Here is a 24,180-nt window from a genome sequence, read left to right as displayed (position 1 = left end):
CCGGCTGCCGGAGTCCCGGCTCCCGGTGTCTCCGCTGTCGGAATCCCCGCTGCCTGAGCAGGCCCCGCCGGTGTCCTGGCGGCTGGCAGACTCGGGGGATGGCTGAGATCGAGATCGACGGCGCCCCCGCCGACCCGGCGCGGCTGGCCGCGCTGGGGCTGCTCAACTACGGGCACTTCACCACCCTGCGCGCCGAGGCGGGCCGGGTGCGCGGTCTGGCGCTGCACCTGGACCGGCTGGTCCGGGACTGCCGGCTGCTGTTCGGCGCCGAGTTGGACCGGGCGGTCGTGCGGGAGCGGATCGGCGCGGTGCTGCCGGCCGACGGCGCGCCGGTGATCGTCCGCGTCACCGTGTACGACCCGGCGCTCGGCCTGGAGCGCCCCGCCGCCCCGGCCGCACCCGCCCTGCTGGTGACCACCCGCCCGGCGGCGACGTCCGACCCCGCCCCGCTGCGGGTCCGCACCACCACCTACCGGCGGGAGCTGCCGGAGGTGAAGCACGTCGGCCTGTTCGGCCTGGTGCACCACCGCCGGCAGGCCCAACTGGCGGGCTTCGACGACGTGTTGCTGGTCGACGAGGGCGGCCTGGTGGTCGAGGGCGCGACCTGGAACGTCGGCTTCCTGGCCGGGGACGAGTTGGTCTGGCCGCAGGGCCCCAGCCTGCCCGGCGTCACCGAGGCCCTGCTGTCCGCCGCGTACCGCGGGCCGCAGTCCCGCGCGCCGCTGCCCGCCGACGCGCTGGCCCGCTTCACCGCCGCCTTCGCGGTCAACGCGGGCGTCGGGGTGCGTCCGCTGGCGGCGGTGGACGGCACCGCCTTCGATCCCGCGCACCCGGTGCTCGCCGAGCTGCGAGCCTCCTACCTGGGGATTCCCGGTGAACGGGTGGGGGGATAACCCCACCTCCGGTCCGCCGGTGGCCTGCATGGTCCGCGGCGCCCGCGCTTCCTAGGTTGGAGCACGTTGACGACGAGCGACGCAGAACCGAAGGAAGGCCCACCCATGGCACGCCGCCAAGACCGCCGCAGGACCGACGAGTTCGGAACGGACCGGTACGGCCCTGACGGCCACGGCTACGACCACGGCCACACCGCGGCCCGGTTCGGCGGCGCCCCGTACATTCCGGCCCCGCAGGCGGCCCCCGCGATCGAGCTGCGCGGGGTGCGCCGCGCCTACGGGCGCGGCGAGGCGACGGTGCAGGCGCTGCGCGGCGTCGACCTGGCGCTCGCCCACGGCAGCTTCACCGCGGTGATGGGCCCGTCCGGCTCCGGCAAGTCCACCTTCCTCCAGTGCGCGGCGGGCCTGGACCGCCCGGACGCCGGGCAGGTCCTGCTGGGCGGCGAGGACATCACCGCGCTCGGCGAGGACCGGCTGACCAAGCTGCGCCGCAGCCGGATCGGCTTCGTCTTCCAGTCCTTCAACCTGCTGCCCTCGCTGACCGTCCAGCAGAACGTGCTGCTCCCGCAGCGCCTCGCCGGGGAGCGCCAGGACCGTGCCCGGGCGCGGGAGCTGCTGGCGCGGGTGGGCCTCGGCGAGCACGCCGGGCGGCGGCCCGGCCAGCTCTCCGGCGGCCAGCAGCAGCGGGTGGCGATCGCCCGCGCGCTGATCACCCGCCCGGACGTGGTGTTCGCCGACGAGCCGACCGGCGCGCTGGACACCCGGACCGCGCACGAGGTGCTGTCCCTGCTGCGGCAGGCCGTGGACTCGCTCGGCGCGACGGTGGTGATGGTGACCCACGACCCGGTGGCGGCCTCCTTCGCCGACCGGGCGCTGTTCCTGGCGGGCGGCGCGATCGTCGACGACCTGCCGCACCCGACCCCGCAGGCCGTCGCGGACCGGATGGTCGCGCTGACCGCCCGCCCGGTGGGAGCGGCGGCATGACGAACGGACTCGCGCGCGCCTCGGTGCGCTTCCGGCCCGCGTCCTTCGTGGGCACCCTGGTCGCCCTGCTGCTGGGCGCCGCCGTGGTGGTCGCCTGCGGCGTGCTGCTGCAGACCGGCCTGACCGCGAGCCTCGCGCCGACCCGCTACGCGGCCGCCCCGGTGGTGGTCGCGGCCGAGCAGAGCGTGAAGTTCCAGCGGAAGATCGGCGAGGACACCGAGACCGAGGAGCAGGCCGTCCCGGAGCGGGCCCGGACGGACGCCGCGCTGGTCGCCCGGCTGGCCGCCCTGCCCGGGGTCGCGGCCGCCCGCCCGGACACCGCCTTCCCGCTGCCCGCCACCGACCGGGCGCCGGCCCTGACCGGCCGGGGCTTCGCCGCGCTCGGCATCGCCGGGCCGGGCGACAAGCTGGTCGAGGGCCGCGCCCCCGGCGCGAACGAGGTGGTGCTGGACGCCGACACGGCGCACGCCGCCCACCTCGCGCCCGGCGCCCGCCTCACGCTCACCGCGCCCGGCGGCACCGCGGACTACCGGGTCTCCGGCCTGGCCGCCGCCCAACAGGCCGGCCCCACCGCCTGGTTCGCCGACGCCACCGCCGACCGCCTCTCCGGCCACCCCGGCCGGATCGACGCCGTCGCCGTACAGCCCCGCGAGGGCGTCACCACCGCCGCGCTCGCCGCGCAGGTCCGCCAGGCCGTCGGCGGCGAGGCCAGGACCTTCACCGGGGACGACCGGAGCACCGTCGAGCACCCCGCCCTCGGCGACGCCCGCACCATGCTGATCGCGCTCGGCGGCACCTTCGGCGGCTACGCCACCATGACCGCGGTCTTCGTGGTGATGAGCACCGTCGCCCTCGCCACCGGCCAGCGCGCCCGCGAGTTCGCCCTGCTGCGCGCCATCGGCGCCACCCCGCGCCAGATCCGCCGCACCATCGCCGCCGAGGCGATGCTGGTCGCACCGCTCGCCGCGGCCCTCGGCGTCCTGCCCGGACTCGCCCTCGCCCGCTGGTGGTTCGGCCAACTGGTCGAGCGCGGCGCCGTCCCCGCGGACGTCCGCCTGGACGTCGGCCCACTGCCGATGCTCGCCGCCGTCCTCGCCTGCACCCTCGCCGCGCTGACCGCCGGCTTCCTGGCCGCCCGCCGGCCGTCCCGGATGCGGGCCGCCCAGGCGCTCGGCGAGGCCGCCGTCGAGCCGCCCCGCCTGGGCCGGGTGCGTACCGTCCTCGGGCTGGTCTTCGTCGCCGGTGGCATCGCGGCCGCCGCCGTCGCCACCGCCCTGGACGGCGCCAAGGCCGCCCAGACCGCGCTCGGCGTGGTGATGTGCTTCATGCTGGCCGTCGCCCTGCTCGGCCCCTGGCTGGCCCGGGCCGCCGCCGTGGTGCTCGGCGCCCCGCTGCGGGCCGGCGGCGCGCCCGGCTCGCTGGCCGCCGACAACACCCGCGCCAACGCCCGCCGGCTGGCCTCGGCGATCACCCCGATCGTGCTGGTCACCGCCTTCTGCGGCACCCTGCTGATCCTCCAGAGCACCGTGCGCCACACCACCGGCGAGAACGTGCGGGCCGGTGTCACCGCCGACCACGTGATCGCCTCCACCGGCCCCGGTCTGCCCGCCGGGACGGCCGAGCGGGCCGCCCGGGTGCCCGGCGTGGACACCGCCGTCGGCGTGCTGCGCACCGGAGTCGTCTTCGAGAACGCCGGCCAGCCGGGCTCCGCCCCCGTGCTCGGCGTCGACGGCGACCCGGCCCGGCTGCCGAAGGTGCTCGACCTGGGCGTGCGCAGCGGCACGCTCGCCGACCTCGGCCGCGCCCCCGACACCATCGCGCTGAGCGCCACCATGGCCGACGCGTTCGGCGCCGGGGTCGGCGACCGGGTGAAGCTCTGGCTCGGCGACGGCACCGCCGTGCGGCCCGCCGTGGTCGCGGTGTACGACCGCGGGCTCGGCGTCGGCCAGGCGCTGCTGCCCCGGGCCGCGGTGGCCACGCACGTCACCACCGGGTACGACAACCAGGTGCTGGTCGCCGACGCGCCGGGCGCCGACCCCGCGGCGGTGGCCGCCGGACTGGGCGCCCTGACCGGGGCCACCGTGACCGACCGGGCCGGTTTCGTCGCCCAGGCCGACAGGGACCTGGAGATCAGCGGCTGGGCCAACACCGTGATGGCCGCCGTGCTCGGCGGGTTCGCCGCCGTCAGCGCCGCCAACACCCTGGTGATGACGGTGCTGGACCGGCGCCGCGAGGTCGCGCTGCTGCGACTGGCCGGCACCACCCGGCGCCAGGTGCGCGGCATGATGCGCTGGGAGGCGCTGCTGGTCGCCTCGACCGGGCTGGCGGTCGGCGCGGCGATCGCCGGGATCACCCTGGTGCCGGTCGCCCGGGGCGTGGCCAACTCCGCCCCGTACGTGCCGCCGATGCTCGCCCTGCCGCTGGCCGCCGGAGCCGTGCTGCTCTGCCTCGCGGCGACCGGGGCGCCGGTCCGGGCACTGCTGCGGACCCGGCCGGCGGCGCTGGGCGCGGCACGCCAGTAGCGGCGAAGCGGAAGCGGGACGCGGGAGAGGGGTGTGCTCGAGGACGGCTCGGGCGCACCCCTCGTTCGGGTGAGGACGTCGGCCCGAGTGGGTGGCAAACGAAACCACCGGAAGCACCAACGGGCCCTATTCGGGCTGATCGTGACGTCTGGTCAGTTACGCTCTCGCCCGCCCCGCCCGCCCTCGACGCAGAGAGTAGCCCGACATGAGCAGTCCTCCCGCCGCCCCGGCACCCCGCTGGCCGCTGATCCTGCTGCGCATCTCCACCACGCTGCTGGCGCTGCTGTCACTGCTCCAGGTCGTGCTCGCCGGAAGCTTCCTGAACGGCACCTACGCATCCCTGAAGGACCACGAGGGCACCGCGATGGTGCTGGCCACCGTGGTGGTGGTCCAGCTCGCGGTGGCCGTCGCCGTCCGGTGGCCCGGCCGGGGCCCGCTCCGGCCGCTGTGGACCACCGCGCTGCTCGCCGTCGCCGTCACCGGCCAGATCGTCGCCGGCTACGCCCGGGCGCTCGGCGTGCACGTCACGCTCGGCGTCCTGCTGGTCAGCGGTGTGCTGTTCGGCCTGGCCGGCGCCTGGCGGCTGCCGCTGCCGGCCCGGGACACGCGGGCGGCCGGCGGCCCGGACGGCACCGGACGGCTGCCGCGCCCCGGCGGGCCGGTGGAGGTGTCCCAGTGAACCGGCGCCGGTTCCTGGGCATCGGCGCCTCCGTCCTCGGCGCGGGCGCCCTGGCCGCCGTCGCCGCCCCCTCCGCCGCCCGGCTGCTCGCCGAGGGCCGCCCCGGGCAGCTGCTGAGCAGCGAGCTCGACCTTCCGGGAGCCTTCCGGACCGCGCTGCCGCTGCCGCCCGTGCTGCGACCGGTGCGCACCGACGCGACCGGCGACCACTACGAGATCACCCAGCAGGTCGCGACGCTGGAGATCCTCCCCGGGGTGAAGACCGAGGCCTGGACGTACGGGGGCGGCTTCCCCGGGCCGACCCTGGTCGCCCGCTCCGGGCGGGCGGCGGTGGTCAGGCACCGCAACGAGCTGCCGGTGCCCACGACGACCCACCTGCACGGCGGGCACACCCCGGCGGACAGCGACGGCTACCCGGTGGACCTGCTGCTGCCGGTCGGGACGTCGGACGACGACGCCCGGCGGATGGCGGACATAGCAGACATGGCAGGCATGCCGGGCATGGCGGGGATGCCGGGGATGCGCCACGCGGCGGGCAGGAACGTCACCGGCGAGCGCACGTACACCTATCCGGGCAAGCAGCGCGCCGCCACCCTCTGGTACCACGACCACCGGATGGGCTTCACCGGTCCTGCCGTCTGGCGCGGACTGGCCGGCTTCCACCTCGTGCACGACGACGAGGAGGCCGCGCTGCCGCTGCCGCACGGTGAGCGGGACCTGCCGCTGATGATCGCCGACCGCTCCTTCGCCGCCGACGGCTCCTTCCGCTACCCGGCCGTCGATCCGGACCTCGGCGAGCCGGGCGTCACCGACGCCTACGCCAACGGCGTGCTCGGCGACGTCATCCTGGTCAACGGCGCGCCCTGGCCGCGACTGGACGTCGACCGGGTCCGCTACCGGCTGCGGCTGCTCAACGCCTCCAACACCCGGCTCTACCGGCTGGAACTCGACCCGCAGCCCACCGGCGGCGACGCCCTGGTCCAGATCGGCTCCGACGGCGGCCTGCTCGCCGCCCCGGTCCGGCACGACGGGATCGAGATCGCGCCCGCCGAACGCTTCGACGTCGTGGTCGACTTCGCCCGCTACGCGCCCGGCACCGAGGTCCGGCTGGTCAACCGCTTCGGCAGCGGCCGGACGGCCGAGGTGATGCGCTTCGACGTCACCGCGCGGCAGGTGACCGACGACGCGACGGTGCCCGACCGGCTCGCCACCGTCGAAGCCCTGGACGCCTCCGCCGCCGTCGCCACCCGCGACTTCGCCTTCCGCCGCAGCCGCGGCGACGGCTGGACCATCAACGGCCGCCTGTACGAGCCCGGCCGGAACATCGCCACGCCCGCCCTCGACGAGGTCGAGCTCTGGCGCTTCTCCAGCGACCTGCACCACCCGGTGCACGTCCACCTGAACCAGTTCCAGGTGATCGGCCGCAACGGCGAGGACCCGGGCCCGTACGACGCGGGGTGGAAGGACACCGTGGACCTGCGCCCGGCCGAGGCGGTGGAGGTGCTGGTGCGGTTCACCGACTACGCGGGGGTGTACATGCTGCACTGCCACAACCTGGAGCACGAGGACATGGCGATGATGGCGGACTTCACGGTGCGCTGACGGGCGGGCTGCCCCGGCCACCGGAGTGCCGGAGGGCGCGCGCCGCGCCCTCCGGCACTCGTGTTCCGGCGCCGCCGGAGCGCGGTTCCTCAGCCGACCGGCGGCCGTACCGTCGCGACCAGCAGCGCCGCGGCGACCAGCAGGCCGGCGCAGTAGTACGGCCCGAGGCCGCCGGGAGCGGTGCCGAGGGTGGCGGCGGCGAGCAACGGACCGGCGGTGGCACCGAGGTTGAGCGCGGTGGTGGCGTAGGCACCGGCCAGGGTGGGGGCGCCGGCCGCCTCGTACAGCACCCGGGTGATCAGCGTGCCGCCGACCGCGAAGGACAGCGCGCCCAGCAGGAACACCAGGGGCAGCAACGCGCCGGGTGCGTCGGCCAGGACGGCGAGCGCGGGCCAGCCCGCGAGCAGCAGCGGGCCGCCGACGGCGAGGAGCCGGCCGGGGTGCCGGTCCGCGAGCCGCCCGGCGACGGTGACCCCGGCGAACGACCCGGCGCCGAACAGCACCAGGGCGACCGGCACCCACGGCTCGCCCAGCCCGGCGGGGCCGGTCACCACGGGGGCGAGGAAGGTGAAGCCGCCGCAGGTCGCCGCGTTCACCAGCGCGGCGACCAGCATCGCGCGCCGCAGCCGCGGGCGGCGCAGCTCGGCGAACTCCGTGCGCAGCGCCGGGGCCGGAGACAGGGGTGCCGAAGTGACCGGCGGCGGAAGGTACGTGGCGATCCCGACGGCGGCCGGAAGGCAGAGCAGCGCGACGGCCCAGAACACGGCCCGCCACCCGAACAGCGTGCCCAGCACCGCTCCGCCGGGGACGCCGGCCACGGTCGCCACCGTCGTGCCCGACAGCAGCACGGCGATCGCCCGTCCCTTGCGGTCCGCCGGGACCAGCGCGGCGGCGGTGGTCAGGGCCACGGCCAGGAACCCGGCGTTGGCGAGCGCGGCCACCACCCGGGCGGCGACCAGCACCGGGAAGCTCGCGGTCACGGCCCCGACAGCGTGCGCCGCCGCGAAGGCCAGGACGAACCCGAGCAGGCTGCCGCGCCCAGGCCGGCTGCGGGCGAGCGCGGCCATCAGCGGCGCGCCGACGGCCATCCCGACCGCGAAGGCCGAGGTCAGCCCGCCGGCCGTACCGACGGTGACGCCGAGGTCGGCGGCCAGGCCGGGCAGCAGCCCGGCGAGCATGAACTCCGAGGTGCCCATGGCGAACACGGCCAGGGCGAGCGGATAGAGGGGGAGGGGCATCGAGAGACTCCGAGGAGGACGGAGGGAACGAGGACGGGACGTCTCGTCACCGCACGCTCAACCCCCGGGCGGCGCAGGCGCGGCGCTCGCTCGGACCTTGGTGGTTCCAGGCTCTCCGGGGTTCAGGGGGCTGACGGCGCGTGACCGAAAGCCCCCACCCTGGATGCCTCAGGGCTCGACATGCCCGCAGGCTACCGGACCGCCCGCCGTCGAGTCGCCCGATTGCTCGACGGGTCCCGCCATTAAGTGATCGAACGTCACGTATGCGTCGAACGGCGGTATTTGGCGGGATCAGCGAGGAGGTGTGGGGGCTTGCGATCAACTCTGTGCCTCCGCGGTGGCAAATTCGGTCAACTTCTGCTCGTTTTTGACCGGTTCGGAAATTTTTAGAACCGGAGGTTCCGGTTCCGTGGCTGAGCCGTGTAGGTTTCCGATCGGTTCGGGAGGCCAAGTGCGCCACCTGACACCGAAGTTGTTTCACTGGAGTGCGGGCGTGCCCTGGCGGGCTCCCCGCGGGATCGAAGGGGGAGGGCCTCCATGCCTGACATCGACCTCGGCGTGGCGACGGACTGGGACGACGGCGACATGCGCGCCCGCGTCAAGCTGGAGCAGAACCGGATCGGCCAGTCCCCGGCCAAGAAGGACGTGCTCGTCACCTCGCCGATGAGCATCGAGCTGTCGGTGAACACGAACTTCAGCAGCAGCCAGGAGTCGGACAAGTTCTACTTCACGACCTACCGCGGCGGCGTGAAGAAGATCATCGCCGTGCTGGACTCCGACGGCAACCTGTCCATCGCCGGTCAGGTGTTCACGGGCCAGGGGAACCTGACGTACTAGGTCCTGTTCGGGGCGGTGCGATACCGGGACCGTGCGCTCACCGGAGTGCGCGGATCCTCCGTCAGGTGGCCAAGTGCCGCGCCTGGCAGCGAAGTTGTTTTCAATGGAGTGCGGGCGTGCCCTGTCGGGCCGCCCGCGGGATCGAAGGGGGAGGGCCTCCATGCCTGACATCGACCTCGGCGAAGCGTCCGACGTGAAGAACGGCGACTGGAACGGTCGCATCAAGCTGCGGCAGAACCAGACCTACCTGAACGAGCCGAAGAAGAAGGACGTGCTCATCAGCGGTCCGGAGAGCATCGAGCTGGTGGTGAACACGAACCACTCCACCAGCCAGGAGGCGAACAAGTTCTACTTCACCACCTACCACGGCAGCACGCGGAAGATGCTCGCGGTGCTGGACTCCTTCGGCAACCTGTCCGTCGCCGGCCGGCTGTTCACGGGCCAGACGAACCTGACCTACTAGGACGGGTGGATCCGGTCGTTCCTCCCCGGCGTGGTGGCCGGAGCGGAGCGCCCGGTGCGGTACCCGGGCCCGTGCGCTCACCGGAGTGCGCGGACCCTCCGCCGGGTGACCAAGTGCTCCACCTGGCGGCGAAGTTGTTTTCAATGGAGTGCGGGCGTGCCCTGTCGGGCTGCCCGCGGGATCGAAGGGGGAGGGCCTCCATGCCTGACATCGACCTCGGCGAAGCGGACAACTGGACGCAAGGCGACTGGCACGGTCGCGTCAAGCTGCGGCAGAACCAGGTCTACCCGGGCACGCCGAAGAAGGACGTGCTCATCAGCGGTCCGGACAGCATCGAGCTGTCGGTCAACACGAACGTGGAAGTGGACCACGCGAAGAACAAGTTCTACTTCACGACCTACTGGGGCGGCATGAAGAAGATCGTCGCGATCCTCGACGCGGACGGCAACCTGTACCTCGCCGGCAATGTGACCGAGGTCAAGTACCAGCGCGACCTGGACTACTAGGCGGCTGCGCGCTCCACACGGCCCCGAGGTCCGCGCACTCTCCGGAGTGCGCGGACCTCCGTCGTTCCGGCGGACCGGACCACGGCGCCGGCGGCTCAGGGCACCAGCACCCGCAGGGCGTCCCTGACCACCGCGACGTCCACCGGGAGCGAGGTGATGAACTCCCCGTCGGCGTAGGCGGTGATGCCGGGGGACTCGATCCGCAGGGACTCCGTACGCAGCGTGGTGACCTCCGGGTGGGTGATGTGGGTGCCCTTGAAGAGCGTCGGGAAGAAGCGGGCGATGCGCAGCCGGGGCATGGCGTCGACCAGGGTGACGTCGAGCAGGCCGTCGTCGGGGAGGGCGGCGGGGCAGATCAGCATGCCGCCGCCGTAGCTGCGGGTGTTGCCGACGGCGGCCAGGGTCAGGTCGCGTTCGACGACGGTGCCGTCGGCGAGGGTGATCCGGAACGGCAGCGGGCGCAGGTTGGCGAACTCGACGGCGATGGCGAGGTTGTAGCGCATCCGGCCGCGCGGCCAGCGCAGCCGGTTGGCGCGGTCGCTGACCAGCGAGTCGAAGCCGGTGGCGAGGACGGAGCCGTACCAGCGGACGGCGCCGTCGGGGCCGGTGACCCGGCCGAGGTCGACGCCGCGGGTGCGCCCGGCGGCGATGACGTCGGCGGCGGCCTCGGGGGCGTCGAGCGGCAGCCCGTACTCACGGGCGTGGTCGTTGCCGGTGCCCGCTGGTATGACGCCGAGCGGCACGGGGGTGCCGGCCAGGGCCTGGAGGGCGAGGTTGATCATGCCGTCACCACCGACCACGGCCACCGCGTCCACCCCGTCGGCCGCCGCCTCACGGGCGAGGCGGACGGCGTCCTCGGGGGAGCGCCCGGCGTGCGGGTCGACCTGGACGCCGAGGGCCCGCAGCCGGGCGGTGGCCCGGTGGGCGGCGGGCTCGGCGTGGCCGATGCCCGCCGCCGGGTTGGTGAGAACGGCGACCCTGCGGACGGTTCTCACCTCGTTCAAGGGATCAACTTGCCCGGGTTGAGGATGCCCGCCGGGTCGAGTTCGGCCTTGACGGCGCGCAGGATGCGCACGCCCAGGTCGCCGATCTCGTCGGTCATCCACGGCCGGTGGTCGGCGCCGACGGCGTGGTGGTGGCTGATGGTGCCGCCCGCGCCGATGATGGCGTCCCCGGCGGCGCGCTTGGCGACGCCCCAGCGGCTGAGCGGGTCCTCGCCGAGGGCGGAGACCACGGTGAAGTAGAGCGAGGCGCCGGTCGGGTAGACGTGCGAGATGTGGCAGAGCACGAGGGCGCCGGGCAGGGCCCCGGTGAGCGCCTCGGTGACGGCGGTGCGCAGGTGGGGGAGCCGCTCCCAGGTGGCGGCGGTCTCCAGGGTCTCGCAGAGCGCGCCGGCGCTGAGCAGGGAGTCGCGCAGGTAGGGGGCGTTGAACCGGCCGTGCTCCCAGGCCCGAGCGGGGGCCTCGCCGAGCGAGGTGCCGCCGGCGGCGAGCAGGGCGTCGCGGGTGAGCTGCTGCCGGGCGGCGACCTGGGCGGCGCTGCCCTCGAAGACGGTGACGGCCAGGCAGCCGCTGACCGCCGGGGCGCCGCCGATCTGCTCGGTCATCGCCAGGTTGATCATGGTCTCGGCCTCGTCGGAGAGCCGGATCACGGTCGGGCCGGTGCCCTGCTGCTCGACGGCGCGCAGCGCGGCCGTCCCGGTGGCGAAGTCGGGGAAGCTCCACGCCTCGTACGCCTTGACGGCGGGCAGCGGGTGGACGCGCAGCCGGACGGCGGTGATCACGCCGAGGGTGCCCTCGGAGCCGAGGAAGAGCTGGCGCAGGTCGGGGCCGGCGGCGGAGGCGGGGGCGCGGCCGAGGTCGAGCACCCCGGCGGGGGTGACGACGCGCAGGCCGCGCACCATCTCGTCGAAGCGCCCGTACCCGGCGGAGTCCTGGCCGGAGGAGCGGGTGGCCGCGAAGCCGCCGATGGTGGCGTAGCGGAAGCTCTGCGGGTAGTGGCCGAGCTCCCAGCCGCGTTCGGCGAGCAGCGCCTCCGCGGCCGGGCCGGTGAGGCCCGCGCCGAGGACGGCCTCGCCGGAGGTCTCGTCCAGGTCGAGCAGCTGGTCGAAGCGGCGCAGGTCGAGCGAGACGACGGCGTCGAGGCCGCCGCGCTCGGGGTCGAGGCCGCCGACGACGCTGGTGCCGCCGCCGAACGGGACGACGGCGATGCGGAGTTCGGCGCACACCGCGAGGACGGCGGCGACCTCCTGCTCGTCGCCGGGCAGCACGACCGCGTCGGGCGCGTCCTGCGCCTCGCGGCTGCGGCGGCGCAGCAGGTCCGGGGTGGACTTGCCGCCGGCGCGCGGCAGCCGGTCGGCGTCGGCGGCGCTGACGTTGGCCTCGCCGACGGCGGCGGCCAGGGCGGCGAGGGCTTCGGCGGAGAGCCGGGACGGGCGCAGCACGACCTCGTCGGCGCTCGGCCCGGGAGCGGCGTCGCCGGTCACGCCGAGGGCCGCGGCGAGCAGTCCCTTGATGTCGGCGGACAGCTCCTTGGCCAGGGCCGGGTCGCCCCAGGCGTCCCACTTCATCGGGGGGAGCGGAAGTGCGGCGCCGGCCGGTCCCGCTTGCGTTTCAGGTGCCATGCGTTACAGTTTCACACATCATGTCAAGTAGTAACGCCGAGCCTCAGCCCCCGGCCGCCGGGGAGCGCAGCACCGACGACGCGATCCTGGACGCCGCCGCCGACCTGATCGTCCACCTCGGCGTGCGCCGCACCCAGCTGGCCGAGATCGCCCGCCGCGCCGGGGTCAGCCGCCCGACCGTCTACCGCCGCTGGCCGGACGTCCAGGCGGTGATCGGCGCACTGCTCACCCGGGAGATCCTGACCACCCTGGACGGCGCCGGACTGGACGTCCACGACCGGGAGACCCTCGTCGACCGGGTCGTGGAGATCGCCGTCCGGCTGCGCGACCACCCGGTGCTCGGCGCACTGCTGCACTCCGACGACTCCGACCTGCTCTTCCGGTACGTCGTCGAGCGGCTCGGCGCCAGCCAGCGCGGCCTGCTGGAGGCACTGCGCACCGGCATCGAGCAGGGCCAGGAGCACGGCTCGATCCGGGCCGGCGAGCCGCTCGAACTGGCCGCCATGGTCCTGCTGATCGCCCAGTCCACCGTCCAGTCGCACCGCATGGTCGCCTCCCTGCTACCCGAGGCGGCCTGGCGGCGCGAACTGGCCAGAGCACTGAACGGATACCTCGCTCCATGACCCCCACCGCAGGCCCGTACGCCGGGACCTCCCGGCTCGACGCCGCCCGCCGCACGCTGGAACTCGAAGCGCTCGGTGACGACCCCCGGATCGACCTCCTGGTCATCGGCGGCGGCGTCACCGGCGCCGGCGTGGCCCTGGACGCGGCCTCACGCGGCCTGCGCACGGTGCTGGTCGAGGCCCGCGACCTGGCCTTCGGCACGAGCCGCTGGAGCTCCAAGCTGGTGCACGGCGGCCTGCGCTACCTCGCCTCCGGGCGGATCAAGGTGGCCCGGGAGAGCGCCGTCGAGCGCGGCGTGCTGATGACCCGCACCGCCCCGCACCTGATCCGGGCGCTGCCCCAACTGGTGCCGCTGCTCCCCGACCTGCTGCGCCCCGGCCAGGCCACGCTGATCCGCACCGGCTTCCACGCCGGGGACGCGCTGCGCCTGACGGCCGGCACCCCGGGCGCGCTGCTGCCGCGGGTGCGCCGGATCGACGCCGACCGGACCCGCCGGCTGGTGCCGGGCGTGCGGACCGACGGGCTGCGCGGCGCGCTGGTGGCGCACGACGGTCAACTCGTGGACGACGCCCGGCTGGTGGTCGCACTGGCCAGGACCGCCGCGCAGTACGGGGCGAGCGTGCTGACCAGGGTGCGCGCCGAGCAGGTCACCGGCACCTCGGCCCGGCTGGTCGACACCCTCACCGGGCAGGAACTGGCCGTCCGGGCCGGCGCGGTGGTCAACGCCACCGGCGTCTGGGCGGGCGAGGTGGACACCTCGATCAGGCTCCGGCCCAGCCGGGGCACCCACCTGCTGGTGGACGCGCAGGCGCTCGGCAACCCGACCGCCGCCCTCACCGTGCCGGTGCCCGGCTCCACCAGCCGGTTCGTCTTCGCCCTGCCGCAGCAGCTCGGCCGGGTCGCGATCGGCCTGACCGACGAGGACGCCCCGGGCCCGATCCCGGACGAGCCCCAGCCCACCGAGGCCGAGCTCTCCTTCCTCCTCGACACCGTCAACGCCGCCCTCGAAACCGCTCTGACCAGGGCGGACGTGCGCGGGGCCTACGCCGGGCTGCGCCCGCTGATCGACACCGGGGACGGCAGCACCGCCGACATCTCCCGTGAGCACGCCGTGCTGGAGAACCCGGACGGGGTGGTCACCGTGGTCGGTGGCAAGCTCACCACCTACCGCAAGATGGCCGAGGACGCGGTGGACGCCGCCGTCCGGCTGCGCGGCCTGTCGGCCCGGGCCTGCTGGACGGCCCGGCTGCCGCTGATCGGCGCCCCCGGCCACCGGGACAGCCGCCCGCTGCCCACCGGGGAAGGGGGCGCCGGTCCGGTGCCCGCCTCGCTCGTCGCCCGCCACGGTGGTGCGGCCCACGAGGTGCTGGCGGCGGGGGAGTCGGCGCCGGTCGCGGAGGGCCTGGACGTGACCCGCGCCGAGATCGCCTACGCCGTCACCCACGAGGGCGCGCTGGACGTGGCCGACGTGCTCGACCGCCGCACCAGGATCGGGCTGGTCGCGGAGGACGCCGAGCGGGCCCGGAAGGCCGTCGAGGAGATCGTCGGAGAGTGCCGCGGGGCGGGTCAGGAGGGCTGAGCGGCCTGGCCCTAGGGGAGGGGTGCGAGGTCCGGCTCGACCCAGCTCGTCCGGGCGCGCTCGTCCGCGAGCGTCCCGGGCCGGTAGTGGCGGGCGAGCAGGTCCTTGTCGAGCAGGTCGGGGTGGCTTGCCGCGAACGCGTCGAAGTCCGGTGCGTCGTCGGCGTGGTGGGCCACCAGCTCGACCCAGGCCCGGGTCATGGTGACGTGGAACTTCTGCGGCGCGCCGGCCTTGGTGGCGGTGCGCCGGATGCCCTCGCCGATCAGGTCGAGGGCGGCGGTGGCGCCGTGGCGGCGGACGGCGAGCCAGGTGAGCCGGACGTGCTGGCGGTGGCCGAAGCGCTCGGCGTCGGCCATCACCTCGCGCAGCAGCTCGTCGAAGGCGTCCGGGGTGGCGGGGGAAGCGGGGGAGGTCATGCGGAGGCCTTCGGTGGGTGGTGGGGTGGCCGAGGGATCTTAGGGGATCCCGGTATTCCTGGGCAAATGCGAGCAAACCGCCTGAACGGGTGGTCACCAGTGTGCCTGGGCCCGTGCCCCCTGTGCTGGGGGGGGGGGGGGGGGGGGGGGGGGGGGGGGGGGGGGGCCGCCGCCCCCCCCCCCCCCCCCCCCCCCCCCCCCCCCCCCCCCCGCTGCTACGCCTCGTTCTTGACCGGCGCCTGGAGGCCCCAGAGGCGGCCGTCGGGGTCGCGGACGGCCGCCATCCGGGTGCCGAAGTGGGTGTCCTCGAACGGGGTCTCCAGCTCCACGCCGTCGGCGGTGCCGAAGGCGTCGGCGTCCGCCACCTTCAGTACCAGCTGGACCTGCGGCTGCCGGTCCGCCGGGATCTCGGCGATGAACAGGCTGGGGCCGGTGCTGCTGCGCAGTCGGCCGGAGTTGTGGTCGGTGGCGAACTCCAGCTCGTAGCCCAGGCCCTGGAAGAACTTCACGGACTTGCCCCAGTTGTGGGTCTCCATGAACACGGCTTCGATGCCCTCGGTGGTCATCTCAGTCCTCCTCGACGGATTTCTCGACGGACTTCTCGGACGGTTGCGCGTGCTGGGCGGCGGGGGCGTCGCCGAGGTAGGCGCGCAGCGCCTCGGCGACCAGTGCCGACAGCGACAGCTCCTGCTCGACGGCGCGGAGCTTGACCTGCTTGATCAGCCCGATCGGCAGGTACACGTTGAACTGCTTCACATCCTCGTCTCCCACGCCCATGATGCTAGCACTCTAGCTTGCTAGCAAGCTAGCCCTGCGAAGGAGCGCGGGCCGAGTGGTGAAGCGGGGTCGGCGGGCCGTCGGGGTCGGCGGGCCGGGGTCAGTGGGCCGGGGTCAGCGGGCCGTGCGCTCGGGCATCGGGTGTTCGGCGCCGGACAGCTCCAGCACGCAGGAGAGCGGGTGCTCGGCCCGGCCGGTGCGCTCCAGCCGCACCGCGAGCGGCTTCGGCGGCTCCTCGGCGACCTGGGTGGCGAGGGTCAGCGGGTAGGCGCCGTGCCCGTGGACGCGGTGGAAGGCGCACTCCTTGCCGTCGACCAGCACCTCGGTCTCGGTGATCCGGCCGGAGCGGATGTTGACGGTCACCGAGTGCCCGTCCTGGTCGAGGTGGAAGCTGTACCGCTGGCGCATCGGGACCTCCGGCGACCGGCCTGCGACGAGGGGAAATCCACTGATGACAGTCTAGGGCGGCGGGTCGTTAGGGTGCTCGGCATGAGCAGCGCGGCGGGTGGCCTGCGGCCGTACGGGCCGGACGACGAGGTGGCGGAGCACGAGTACGTCCTCGGGCTGTACCGGGTGCCGGTCAAGATGAGGACGGGGCGGAAGGCCGGCCCGGCGCCGCGGTCCGGGCGGCTGGAGGCGTGGGTGGACGGGGGCGCGCTGCGGGCAGTCCTGCGCCGTCTGGGTGCGCGGGCGCTGCCCACCCTCGCCCGGTACGAGCCGGACCTCGACTTCAGCAGCCGGATCGGGCGGCCGTCGATGGCCGGGCTGGTCCGGGAGGTCGAGCGGGTGGACCTGACCCGGCTCCCGGCCGCCGAGCGCGAGGTGCTGAGCCTGCTGCTGGGCTGGGGCCGCAGGTCGCTGGCCGAGGACGGCGCGCTGCGGATCGAGATCGACGCCGGGCAGTGAGTAGCGAGCAGTGAGCGGTTCCCGTGCGCGACCCGGAGAAATTCCCGGGGCGGGCCCACCCGCAGACGGATTCTCGTGATCTCTACAGTGTTGTAGATTCGTCCACAGGGAGAGATCAGAGGAGGGCATTGTGGGAGTTTCGCTGGCCAAGGGCGGCAACGTCTCGCTGAGCAAGGAGGCGCCCGGTCTGAGCGCCGTGATCGTCGGTCTCGGCTGGGACGTGCGCACCACCACCGGGGCCGACTACGACCTGGACGCCAGTGCGCTGCTGTGCAACGCGCTGGGCAAGGTGGTCTCGGACCAGCACTTCGTCTTCTTCAACAACCTCCGCAGCCCCGAGGGTTCGGTCGAGCACAGCGGCGACAACCTGACCGGCGGCGGGGACGGGGACGACGAGCAGATCAAGGTCGACCTGGACCGCGTCCCGGCCGACGTGGCCAAGGTGGTCTTCCCGGTGTCGATCTACGACGCCGACGCCCGGCTGCAGAACTTCGGCCAGGTGCGCAACGCGTTCATCCGGATCGTCAACCAGGCCAACGGCCTGGAGATCGCGCGCTACGACCTGACCGAGGACGCCTCCACCGAGACGGCGATGGTCTTCGGCGAGCTGTACCGCAACGGCAACGAGTGGAAGTTCCGCGCCATCGGCCAGGGCTACGCCTCCGGCCTGCGCGGCATCGCGACCGACTACGGCGTCAACGTCTGATCGTCCGCGGTGATCTGACGGGGTTTCGGCGGTCTCGGCGGCCGTGGCGAGCGCTCAGCCCGTCCGGCCGAGTGCGTGGCCGCCGAAACCCCCGCCGCCGGTGAACTGTTGCTGCCACCAGGCGGTCATGGCCGGCTCGTCCATCCCTGACCAGTCCGGCGCCGCGGTGACCTGGGCCCGGCCGAGGGTGCGGCCCAGCTCCACCAACTCCCGCCCGGACGCCGTCCGTTCGCGGTCGTAGGCGGCCAGCAGAGCCGGCCAGGAGCCGTGCTCCCGTCCGGCCAGCTCGAAGGCGTGGGCGTCCTGCACCGCCTTCACCACGCCGCTGGTGTTGTGCGGGCGCACCACGGTGGCCGCGTCCCCGCCGATCAGCAGCCGGCCGGCCGTGCGGTGCGGGGCCGCCAGGTCGTAGATCGGCTGCAGGAAGGTCCGTTCGCGCGGGGTCAGGGTGACCAGGCCGGCCCAGTACGGCGGCAGGTGCCGCTCGGCGAGCTGCCGCAGTTCGTCCAGCTGTCCGTCGCCGAGGGTGCCCGCCGGGATGCTGGTCGGGCCGTCGAGCCGTAGCCAGGCGGGGGTGGGGGCGTAGAAGACCCAGTTCACCTGGGTGCGGCCGGGCTCGACCCCGGGGATGCGGTAGATGACCACCTGGCCGCCGGGGTAGCAGGCGGTGACGCCCTGGTCCTCGGGCCAGGGTGCCGCGCCGCCGGGCAGTTCGGCCAACAGGGCGGAGTCGTAGCTGCCGCGCCAGCACACGTACCCGGCGTACTCGGGCCCGGCCTGTGGGCAGACGGCGGCGCGGACCACCGAGCGGTAGCCGTCGGCGCCGATCACCAGGTCGTACTCCTCGCGGCCGCGACCCGCTTCGACCCAGGCGCCGTCCCGGCCGTTGCCGACGGCCGTCACGGTGGCGCCCAGCCGGAACTCGACCTGCTCGGGCGTCCGTTCGCGCAGCGCCTGCCAGAGCACGCCCCAGTGGTGGGAGTGGAACGGGAAGGGCTGGGCCCAGAGCAGCCGCCCGCAGCCGTCCGGTCCGTCGCCCTCGCCGGCCGCGCCGCGGGTGACCCAGCGGCGGACGGTGAGCCGGTGGCGGCGGGTGTCGGCGTCGAGGTGCCCGGCCCGGACCAGTTCGTCGAAGCGGTCGTCGTGGGTGCACAGCCCCACGCCGCGGTCCTCCAGGCGGCCGGGGCTGCGTTCCAGCACCACCACCCGTTCCGCGCCGAGCCGGGCGGCGGCGCCGGCGAAGGCGCTCCCGGCGATGCTGCCCCCGACCACGGCCACCGAGCCACCCTGCACAGTCGCCCCTCTCTCGAGCTCGCGATGTCCCCCGCCCTGTCCGGGACACGACGATACGCCGCCCGTCCGCTCCGGGCGCCGTGTTCTGCGCCATCCGGAGGGCGCATCGGAGCGGACCTCCGGGCTTTATGCAACTAGTTGCATAACCCGTCGCCCGTCCCCTACTCTGCGGTAACCAACGACCCCCGCCCGCGCCCCAGGAGACGTCGATGAGCGCCCACCCCGGCAGCAGCCGCTACCCGCACCTGCTCAGCCCGCTCGACCTCGGCTTCACCACCCTGCCCAACCGCGTGATCATGGGCTCGATGCACGTCGGCCTGGAGGAGGCCCCCGGCGGCTACGAGCGGATGGCCGCCTTCTACGCCGAGCGGGCCCGCGGCGGCGTCGGCCTGATCGTCACCGGCGGCATCGCCCCCAACGAGGCCGGGCGCCCCTGGGAGGGCGGCGCGATGCTGACCACCGAGGAGGAGGCCGACAAGCACCGGACGGTCACCGACGCGGTGCACGCCGCCGGCGGGAAGATCGCCCTGCAGATCCTGCACTTCGGCCGCTACGCCTACCACCGCGACCTCGTCGCCCCCAGCGCGATCCAGGCCCCGATCAGCCCCTTCACGCCCAACGAGCTCACCGCCGAGCAGGTCGAGCAGACCATCGAGGACTTCGCCCGCTGTGCCGAACTCGCCCGCCGCGCCGGGTACGACGGCGTCGAGATCATGGGCTCCGAGGGCTACCTGATCAACGAGTTCATCGTCGCCGCCACCAACCACCGCGAGGACGAGTGGGGCGGGGCGTACGAGCATCGGATGCGCTTCCCGGTGGAGATCGTCCGCCGGGTCCGCGAACGGGTCGGCGAGGACTTCGTCATCGTCTACCGGCTCTCCATGCTCGACCTGGTCCCCGGCGGCTCCACCCTGGAGGAGGTCGTGCGGCTCGCCCAGGCCGTCGAGGCCGCCGGGGCGACCATCATCAACAGCGGCATCGGCTGGCACGAGGCCCGCATCCCCACCATCGCCACCTCGGTGCCGCGCGGCGCCTTCGCCTGGGTGACGAAGGAGGTGATGGGCAAGGTCGGCATCCCGCTGGTCACCACCAACCGCATCAACACCCCCGAAATCGCCGAGAAGCTGCTCGCCGAGGGCAGTGCCGACCTGGTCTCGATGGCCCGCCCGCTGCTCGCCGACGCCGACTTCGTCGCCAAGGCCAGGGCGGACCGCGCCGAGGCCATCAACACCTGCATCGGCTGCAACCAGGCCTGCCTCGACCACACCTTCAGCCTCCAGATCACCTCCTGCCTGGTCAACCCGCGCGCCTGCCACGAGACCGAACTCGTCCTCGGGCCCACGCGGTCGCGCAAGCGGATCGGCGTCGTCGGGGCGGGCCCGGCCGGACTCGCGTTCGCCGTCTCCGCCGCCGAACGCGGCCACGACGTCACGCTGTACGACGCCGCCGAGACGATCGGCGGGCAGCTGAACATCGCCCGGCGCATCCCCGGCAAGGAGGAGTTCGACGAGACGCTGCGCTACTTCCGCACCCGGCTGGCCGAGTTGGCCGTCACGCTGCGGCTCGGCGCGACCGTCACCGCCGAGCAGCTGGCCGGGCACGGCCACGACGAGATCGTGCTCGCCACCGGCGTCACCCCGCGAACTCCCGCCGACATCCCGGGAATCGACCACCCCAGCGTGCTCGGCTACCTCGACGTGCTGCGCGACGGCGCGCCGGTCGGCGAGCGGGTCGCCATCCTCGGCGCGGGCGGCATCGGCTTCGACGTGGCCGAGTTCCTCACCGACCCGGGCGACGCGGCAAGCCTCAACCCGCCCGCGTTCCAGGCCAAGTGGGGCATCGACCCGGAGTACCGCGAGCGCGGCGGGCTGCGCGCCCCGGAGCGGCCGAAGCCCCCGCGCAGCGTCCACCTGCTCCAGCGCAAGACCACCAAGGTCGGTGCCGGCCTCGGCAAGACCACCGGCTGGATCCACCGCACCGAACTGAAGCACCGCGGCGTGGTGATGGTCCCCGGCGTCACCTACGAGCTGATCGACGACGCCGGGCTGCACCTCACCGTGGACGGCGAGCGCCAACTCCTGCCCGTGGACACCGTCGTGCTCTGCACCGGCCAGGAGCCGCGCCGCGACCTGTACGAGGCGCTGCGCGAGCGCGGCCTGTCGGCGCACCTGATCGGCGGCGCGGACGTGGCCGCCGAACTGGACGCCAAGCGCGCCATCAAGCAGGGCACCGAGCTGGCCGCCTCGCTCTGAGGTCCCGCGCCCCCGGGTCGGCGTCCCGCGGTGCGAGCCGCGGGACGCCGGTCGTGAAACCACTGGCGGCCCGCCCGCCGGGTGTTGCTAGGATCCGCAGGCCGAAGCGCAGGCCGAAGCGCAGGCCGAATGCGCAGGTCACGAAGCGGATCGAGGGGGAGCAGGTCGATGGACGAGCAGGTCGAGGCGGGGCACAGACCGGCGGTGGACGAGCGGATCGAGCTCGCGTACACGCCGGCGGTGGAGGACTTCCGGGAGGCCCTGGCGGCCCGGTCCCGGACGACTCGCGCGGGCCGGCGCCACCGGCTGTTCCTGAACCTGATCGCGGCGGGCACGGTGGCCGTCGGCGCGTTCAAGATCGTCGTCGGGGAGGAGATCGACTCCTCGCTGGTGGCCATGCTGATCGCCGCCCTGGGCCTGATCCTCGTGCTGCCCCGGCTCCAGGCCGGCCAGTTCCACCGGCTGGCCGCCGACAAGGGCGAGTTCAAGGTCACCGTCGAAGCCGCCGGCGTGACCATCGCCAACCGCCACTCCACCAGCACCCTGGCCTGGCAGGCGGCCCCGTACTACGTGGAGACCCCGGGGCTGTTCGTGCTGCTGAGCGCCGACAAGAACAACTCCTGCCTCAGCATCCTGCCCAAGCGCGGCACCGCCGACCCCGACGGGCTGCGCGCCCTGCTCGCCCGGTACGCCTCCGCGCCCGCCCGGGGCTGAGCCGGGCCCGCCGCCCGCGGCGGCCCCCCGTACGATCGACGGCATGTCGCTGCCCCACGCCATCCTCACCGCCCTGCTGGAGAAGCCGTCCTCGGGGCTGGAGCTGACCAGGCGGTTCGACAAGTCGATCGGCTTCTTCTGGCCCGCCACCCACCAGCAGATCTACCGCGAACTGGGCCGGCTGGAGGCCTCCGGGCACATCCGGAACCTCCAGCCGGAAGGACCCGTGCGCGGGCAGAGGAAGGAGTACGAGGTCCTGCCCGAGGGCCGCGCCGAACTCGCCCGCTGGACCGCCGAGGGCGCCGAGCCGCGCGCCGTCCGGGAGCCCCTGCTGCTGCGGCTGCGAGCGGCCGCGGTGGTCGGCACGGACGGGCTGACGGCCGAGCTGGAACGCCATCTCGCCCTGCACCGGGAGCAGTTGGACGACTACCGGGAGATCGAGCGGCGCGACTTCCCGGCCGAGCGGGCGGACGCCGAGAACCGGCTCCAGCACGCGGTGCTGCGGGCCGGCATCGGACTGGAGACCTTCTGGGTGCAGTGGCTCGCCGAGACCCTGGAAGCCCTCGGAGCGCTACCGGCCACAGGCCCCGTGGACGGCGCCTGACCTGCGCGGATCCCCGCCCGCGCGCCCCCTCGGAACCCCGGTGGGACACTGGTGGCTGTCCCTGCCCGAACTCTCGACCGGGGGCCCGCATGTCCCGTCCCAGGCCCATCCACACCCTCGCCGCCGCGGCCGCCGCCCTGGCGGTGCTCCTGGGCCCGGCAACCCTGCCGGCGTCCGCCGTGCCGACCGCGGACCTCCCCTCCGCCGACCAGCTGAAGTCGGCCCTGCTGACCGCGTCCGACCTCGGCCCCGACTGGACCGAGATCCCGGTGACGCAGAGCCCCAGCCCCAGCCCCGGCGCGAGCCCGTCGTCCCCGGTGACCGGCTGCGCCGCGCTCAACGCCCTGATCAACATGTACGTCACCCAGCCGGGCGCGCCGATCCCGCGCGCCGAGACCGAACTCGACGGCCCGGACGGCAACCCGATGGTCACCCAGGCCCTGGCGGCCGAGGCGCCCGACCAGCTCACCGCCGACTTCAACTCCGCCGCCGACGCCCTGAAGACCTGTCACACCATCACCTTCAGCTCCGGCACCGCCGACACCGTGACCTTCACCGTCACCCCGGTGACCCTCGGCGACCGCAAGGACGCCCCCGCCGTCCGCCTCGACGGCACCCTGGCCGGCGTCCAACTCAACGGCTACGTCGGCGTCGAGCGCTTCGGCACGGTGGCCATGGTCTTCGGCTACTTCGAACGCCAGGGCAGCAACGAGCAGACCGCCTCCATGCAGTACCGCACCGCCGTCGCCAAGGTCGAACGCACCCTCGGCACCCAGGCCGACAGCACCACCGCCCCCACCGCCGCCCCCACCGAGGGCCAGCGCGTCTGACCCGCGCCCGGACAACAGCGCGACCCCTCCCCGAACGCCCACGGCGTTCGCCGGGGTCTGCTGGGCGTACGGGATACGGCGTTCGACGGGTCGGGTGGGCTCCAGCTGTGACAACGCCCTCGCGGAGTCCTTCTTCGCCACGCTGAAGCGTGAACTGATCTACGGTTCACGCTGGTTGGCCAGGCCAAAGGCCCGCATGGCGGTCCTCCGAGATGCTCGGTCGGAACCGCGTCGTCTTCGATTCCCCACCCGAGATGACCGTGGGTGGTAAGGGATGATGCGTCACTGAGCCTGCGGTATGAGTAACGGAAGCCATTTCGAGCAAGGGGGTGAGCGACGTGACGGGACGCTCTGCGATGTTCTGTGCTGTCCTCGTGGGCGTGCTGTGCGCTGTCAGTGCGTGCACTGGGGCGTCGGGGGGCGACAGGCCGACTGTCGCGGGCGGGGCCGCATCAACGGCCGCGACCGGACATGTGTTCCCGGAGAGCTTCAGGAAGCTGATCCTTCGTACGGCCAAGGCTGACGGGACGGCACCGGCCGGTGACCGGTTCACTGTGATCGAGTACGACGGCGGGTACGATCCTGAGCTGATCTGGCAGGCGGAGAAGACCGGCGATCTCTGCGTCGCATCGGAGTCCATTACGGCCGGAAGGTGTAGGACGGAGAAGCAGATCGCCGAGAAGCGGGTTCCCGGCGTAGACCTCTTCGGGGACTCCGGGCTGTTCAACCGCCAGGAGGATCCGTGGTGGGCGGTGAGCGTGATGGCCAGCGGTGAGACGATCGACCATCTATCGTGTCAGGGAAGGAACTTCCCGGTCCGGCAGGTGTATTCGGTCACTATGGGTGGCGCCCAGCGCACTGTCTACACCGCCGCGATCCCGAGGAATCTCCAGGGTGAGTACCGAGTGGCCGTCCAGCGGGACGGGCAGTCGGAGGAGGAGCGTCTCGATCTCGGCCTGGAGAAGGGCTACGCCGTGCACTGCTGAGTCGACGTGGTCGGCGCGTGTGGCGGTGGGGGGGGGGGGGGGGGGGGGGGGGCCCCCCCCCCCACCCCCCGCCCCCCCCCCCCCCCAAAAAAAGAACTGAGAACGAAAACAATATAGAGGGATAACAATAAGCAAAAAATAAAAAAA

At 73.9% G+C, this 24,180-nt stretch carries 25 protein-coding genes; 17 read left to right on the top strand and 8 right to left on the bottom strand.

From position 1 onward, the window contains the following. Positions 1 to 98: 98 nt before the first annotated feature. The 5 genes from ACGF0D_RS25155 to ACGF0D_RS25135 all read left to right on the top strand — a co-directional run bounded on the left by ACGF0D_RS25155 (position 99) and on the right by ACGF0D_RS25135 (position 6,679). Complete coding sequence (locus ACGF0D_RS25155) at positions 99 to 893, top strand: aminotransferase class IV (protein WP_392919838.1); 795 nt, start codon at positions 99 to 101, stop codon at positions 891 to 893. A gap of 105 nt (positions 894 to 998) precedes the next feature. Continuing rightward, a complete protein-coding gene (locus ACGF0D_RS25150; protein ID WP_392919836.1) occupies positions 999 to 1,877 on the top strand; it encodes an ABC transporter ATP-binding protein in 879 nt (292 codons plus the stop codon). Next, positions 1,874 to 4,399, top strand: coding sequence for an FtsX-like permease family protein (locus ACGF0D_RS25145; RefSeq protein ID WP_392919833.1), 2,526 nt, complete (start codon positions 1,874 to 1,876; stop codon positions 4,397 to 4,399). The genes ACGF0D_RS25150 and ACGF0D_RS25145 overlap by 4 nt, the downstream gene beginning before the upstream one ends. A 205-nt stretch (positions 4,400 to 4,604) precedes the next feature. Then, complete coding sequence (locus ACGF0D_RS25140) at positions 4,605 to 5,078, top strand: hypothetical protein (protein ID WP_392872466.1); 474 nt, start codon at positions 4,605 to 4,607, stop codon at positions 5,076 to 5,078. Further along, positions 5,075 to 6,679 (top strand): multicopper oxidase family protein, encoded by a 1,605-nt coding sequence (locus ACGF0D_RS25135; protein ID WP_392919831.1) that lies wholly within the window; start codon positions 5,075 to 5,077, stop codon positions 6,677 to 6,679. The genes ACGF0D_RS25140 and ACGF0D_RS25135 overlap by 4 nt, the downstream gene beginning before the upstream one ends. An 89-nt stretch (positions 6,680 to 6,768) precedes the next feature. Here the strand turns inward: ACGF0D_RS25135 and ACGF0D_RS25130 are convergent, their stop codons facing one another. After that, positions 6,769 to 7,917 (bottom strand): Cmx/CmrA family chloramphenicol efflux MFS transporter, encoded by a 1,149-nt coding sequence (locus ACGF0D_RS25130; RefSeq protein ID WP_392919828.1) that lies wholly within the window; start codon positions 7,915 to 7,917, stop codon positions 6,769 to 6,771. 537 nt (positions 7,918 to 8,454) lie between these two features. Here ACGF0D_RS25130 and ACGF0D_RS25125 point away from each other — a divergent pair. The 3 genes from ACGF0D_RS25125 to ACGF0D_RS25115 all read left to right on the top strand — a co-directional run bounded on the left by ACGF0D_RS25125 (position 8,455) and on the right by ACGF0D_RS25115 (position 9,723). Then, positions 8,455 to 8,754 (top strand): DUF6342 family protein, encoded by a 300-nt coding sequence (locus ACGF0D_RS25125; protein ID WP_392919825.1) that lies wholly within the window; start codon positions 8,455 to 8,457, stop codon positions 8,752 to 8,754. A gap of 160 nt (positions 8,755 to 8,914) precedes the next feature. Further along, positions 8,915 to 9,217, top strand: a complete 303-nt coding sequence (locus ACGF0D_RS25120) for a DUF6342 family protein (RefSeq protein WP_392919822.1) — start codon at positions 8,915 to 8,917, stop codon at positions 9,215 to 9,217. 200 nt (positions 9,218 to 9,417) lie between these two features. Next, positions 9,418 to 9,723, top strand: a complete 306-nt coding sequence (locus tag ACGF0D_RS25115) for a DUF6342 family protein (RefSeq protein WP_392919819.1) — start codon at positions 9,418 to 9,420, stop codon at positions 9,721 to 9,723. Positions 9,724 to 9,818: 95 nt separating this feature from the next. Here the strand turns inward: ACGF0D_RS25115 and ACGF0D_RS25110 are convergent, their stop codons facing one another. Together ACGF0D_RS25110 and ACGF0D_RS25105 are read right to left on the bottom strand one after the other, a co-directional pair. Then, positions 9,819 to 10,718, bottom strand: coding sequence for a diacylglycerol kinase (locus tag ACGF0D_RS25110; protein WP_392919919.1), 900 nt, complete (start codon positions 10,716 to 10,718; stop codon positions 9,819 to 9,821). Between the two features lie 5 nt (positions 10,719 to 10,723). Beyond that, the gene (locus ACGF0D_RS25105) at positions 10,724 to 12,292 is read right to left on the bottom strand and encodes an FAD-binding oxidoreductase (RefSeq protein ID WP_392919816.1); all 1,569 of its coding nucleotides are present in this window, start codon (positions 12,290 to 12,292) and stop codon (positions 10,724 to 10,726) included. A gap of 74 nt (positions 12,293 to 12,366) precedes the next feature. Between ACGF0D_RS25105 and ACGF0D_RS25100 the strand changes: the two genes are divergently transcribed. Together ACGF0D_RS25100 and ACGF0D_RS25095 are read left to right on the top strand one after the other, a co-directional pair. Then, entirely contained in the window at positions 12,367 to 12,969 is a 603-nt protein-coding gene (locus ACGF0D_RS25100; protein WP_392872451.1) for a TetR/AcrR family transcriptional regulator, read from the top strand. Next, positions 12,966 to 14,549 carry a glycerol-3-phosphate dehydrogenase/oxidase gene (locus tag ACGF0D_RS25095; RefSeq protein WP_392919813.1) on the top strand — a complete coding sequence of 528 codons (1,584 nt, stop codon included), beginning with the start codon at positions 12,966 to 12,968 and terminating at the stop codon, positions 14,547 to 14,549. Before ACGF0D_RS25100 ends, ACGF0D_RS25095 begins: the two co-directional genes overlap by 4 nt. 11 nt (positions 14,550 to 14,560) lie before the next feature. On the opposite strand, the gene ACGF0D_RS25090 is transcribed toward ACGF0D_RS25095, so the two are convergent. From ACGF0D_RS25090 to ACGF0D_RS25075, 4 genes are all read right to left on the bottom strand, one after another. Then, the gene (locus tag ACGF0D_RS25090; protein ID WP_392919810.1) at positions 14,561 to 14,965 is read right to left on the bottom strand and encodes a hypothetical protein; all 405 of its coding nucleotides are present in this window, start codon (positions 14,963 to 14,965) and stop codon (positions 14,561 to 14,563) included. A gap of 215 nt (positions 14,966 to 15,180) precedes the next feature. Continuing rightward, positions 15,181 to 15,531: a VOC family protein gene (locus ACGF0D_RS25085; protein WP_392872442.1), complete on the bottom strand. Its 351-nt coding sequence runs from the start codon at positions 15,529 to 15,531 to the stop codon at positions 15,181 to 15,183. Between the two features lies 1 nt (position 15,532). Then, the gene (locus ACGF0D_RS25080) at positions 15,533 to 15,736 is read right to left on the bottom strand and encodes a CopG family transcriptional regulator (protein ID WP_392919807.1); all 204 of its coding nucleotides are present in this window, start codon (positions 15,734 to 15,736) and stop codon (positions 15,533 to 15,535) included. Between the two features lie 120 nt (positions 15,737 to 15,856). Further along, the gene (locus ACGF0D_RS25075; RefSeq protein WP_392919804.1) at positions 15,857 to 16,150 is read right to left on the bottom strand and encodes a hypothetical protein; all 294 of its coding nucleotides are present in this window, start codon (positions 16,148 to 16,150) and stop codon (positions 15,857 to 15,859) included. Positions 16,151 to 16,231: 81 nt separating this feature from the next. Between ACGF0D_RS25075 and ACGF0D_RS25070 the strand changes: the two genes are divergently transcribed. Continuing rightward, positions 16,232 to 16,648 (top strand): hypothetical protein, encoded by a 417-nt coding sequence (locus ACGF0D_RS25070; protein WP_392919801.1) that lies wholly within the window; start codon positions 16,232 to 16,234, stop codon positions 16,646 to 16,648. Positions 16,649 to 16,778: 130 nt separating this feature from the next. After that, positions 16,779 to 17,354 carry a TerD family protein gene (locus ACGF0D_RS25065; protein WP_049650185.1) on the top strand — a complete coding sequence of 192 codons (576 nt, stop codon included), beginning with the start codon at positions 16,779 to 16,781 and terminating at the stop codon, positions 17,352 to 17,354. Between the two features lie 54 nt (positions 17,355 to 17,408). Here the strand turns inward: ACGF0D_RS25065 and ACGF0D_RS25060 are convergent, their stop codons facing one another. Continuing rightward, positions 17,409 to 18,632 (bottom strand): FAD-dependent monooxygenase, encoded by a 1,224-nt coding sequence (locus ACGF0D_RS25060; protein WP_392919798.1) that lies wholly within the window; start codon positions 18,630 to 18,632, stop codon positions 17,409 to 17,411. A 224-nt stretch (positions 18,633 to 18,856) separates the two neighbouring features. Between ACGF0D_RS25060 and ACGF0D_RS25055 the strand changes: the two genes are divergently transcribed. From ACGF0D_RS25055 to ACGF0D_RS25035, 5 genes are all read left to right on the top strand, one after another. Further along, on the top strand, positions 18,857 to 20,899 hold the full coding sequence (locus ACGF0D_RS25055) for an FAD-dependent oxidoreductase (protein ID WP_392919795.1): 2,043 nt from the start codon (positions 18,857 to 18,859) through the stop codon (positions 20,897 to 20,899). 168 nt (positions 20,900 to 21,067) lie between these two features. Then, complete coding sequence (locus ACGF0D_RS25050) at positions 21,068 to 21,613, top strand: hypothetical protein (protein WP_392919792.1); 546 nt, start codon at positions 21,068 to 21,070, stop codon at positions 21,611 to 21,613. 43 nt (positions 21,614 to 21,656) lie between these two features. After that, positions 21,657 to 22,217 carry a PadR family transcriptional regulator gene (locus tag ACGF0D_RS25045; RefSeq protein ID WP_392872421.1) on the top strand — a complete coding sequence of 187 codons (561 nt, stop codon included), beginning with the start codon at positions 21,657 to 21,659 and terminating at the stop codon, positions 22,215 to 22,217. 89 nt (positions 22,218 to 22,306) lie between these two features. Then, on the top strand, positions 22,307 to 23,047 hold the full coding sequence (locus ACGF0D_RS25040; RefSeq protein ID WP_392919790.1) for a hypothetical protein: 741 nt from the start codon (positions 22,307 to 22,309) through the stop codon (positions 23,045 to 23,047). 329 nt (positions 23,048 to 23,376) lie between these two features. Next, positions 23,377 to 24,033 (top strand): hypothetical protein, encoded by a 657-nt coding sequence (locus tag ACGF0D_RS25035; RefSeq protein ID WP_392919787.1) that lies wholly within the window; start codon positions 23,377 to 23,379, stop codon positions 24,031 to 24,033. Positions 24,034 to 24,180 lie beyond the last annotated feature (147 nt).

This window comes from Kitasatospora sp. NPDC048298, from assembly GCF_043201465.1.
Lineage (GTDB): Bacteria > Actinomycetota > Actinomycetes > Streptomycetales > Streptomycetaceae > Kitasatospora.
The sequence above is the reverse complement of the archived record's forward strand: the minus strand, read 5'-3'. Positions and strand labels throughout refer to the sequence as shown.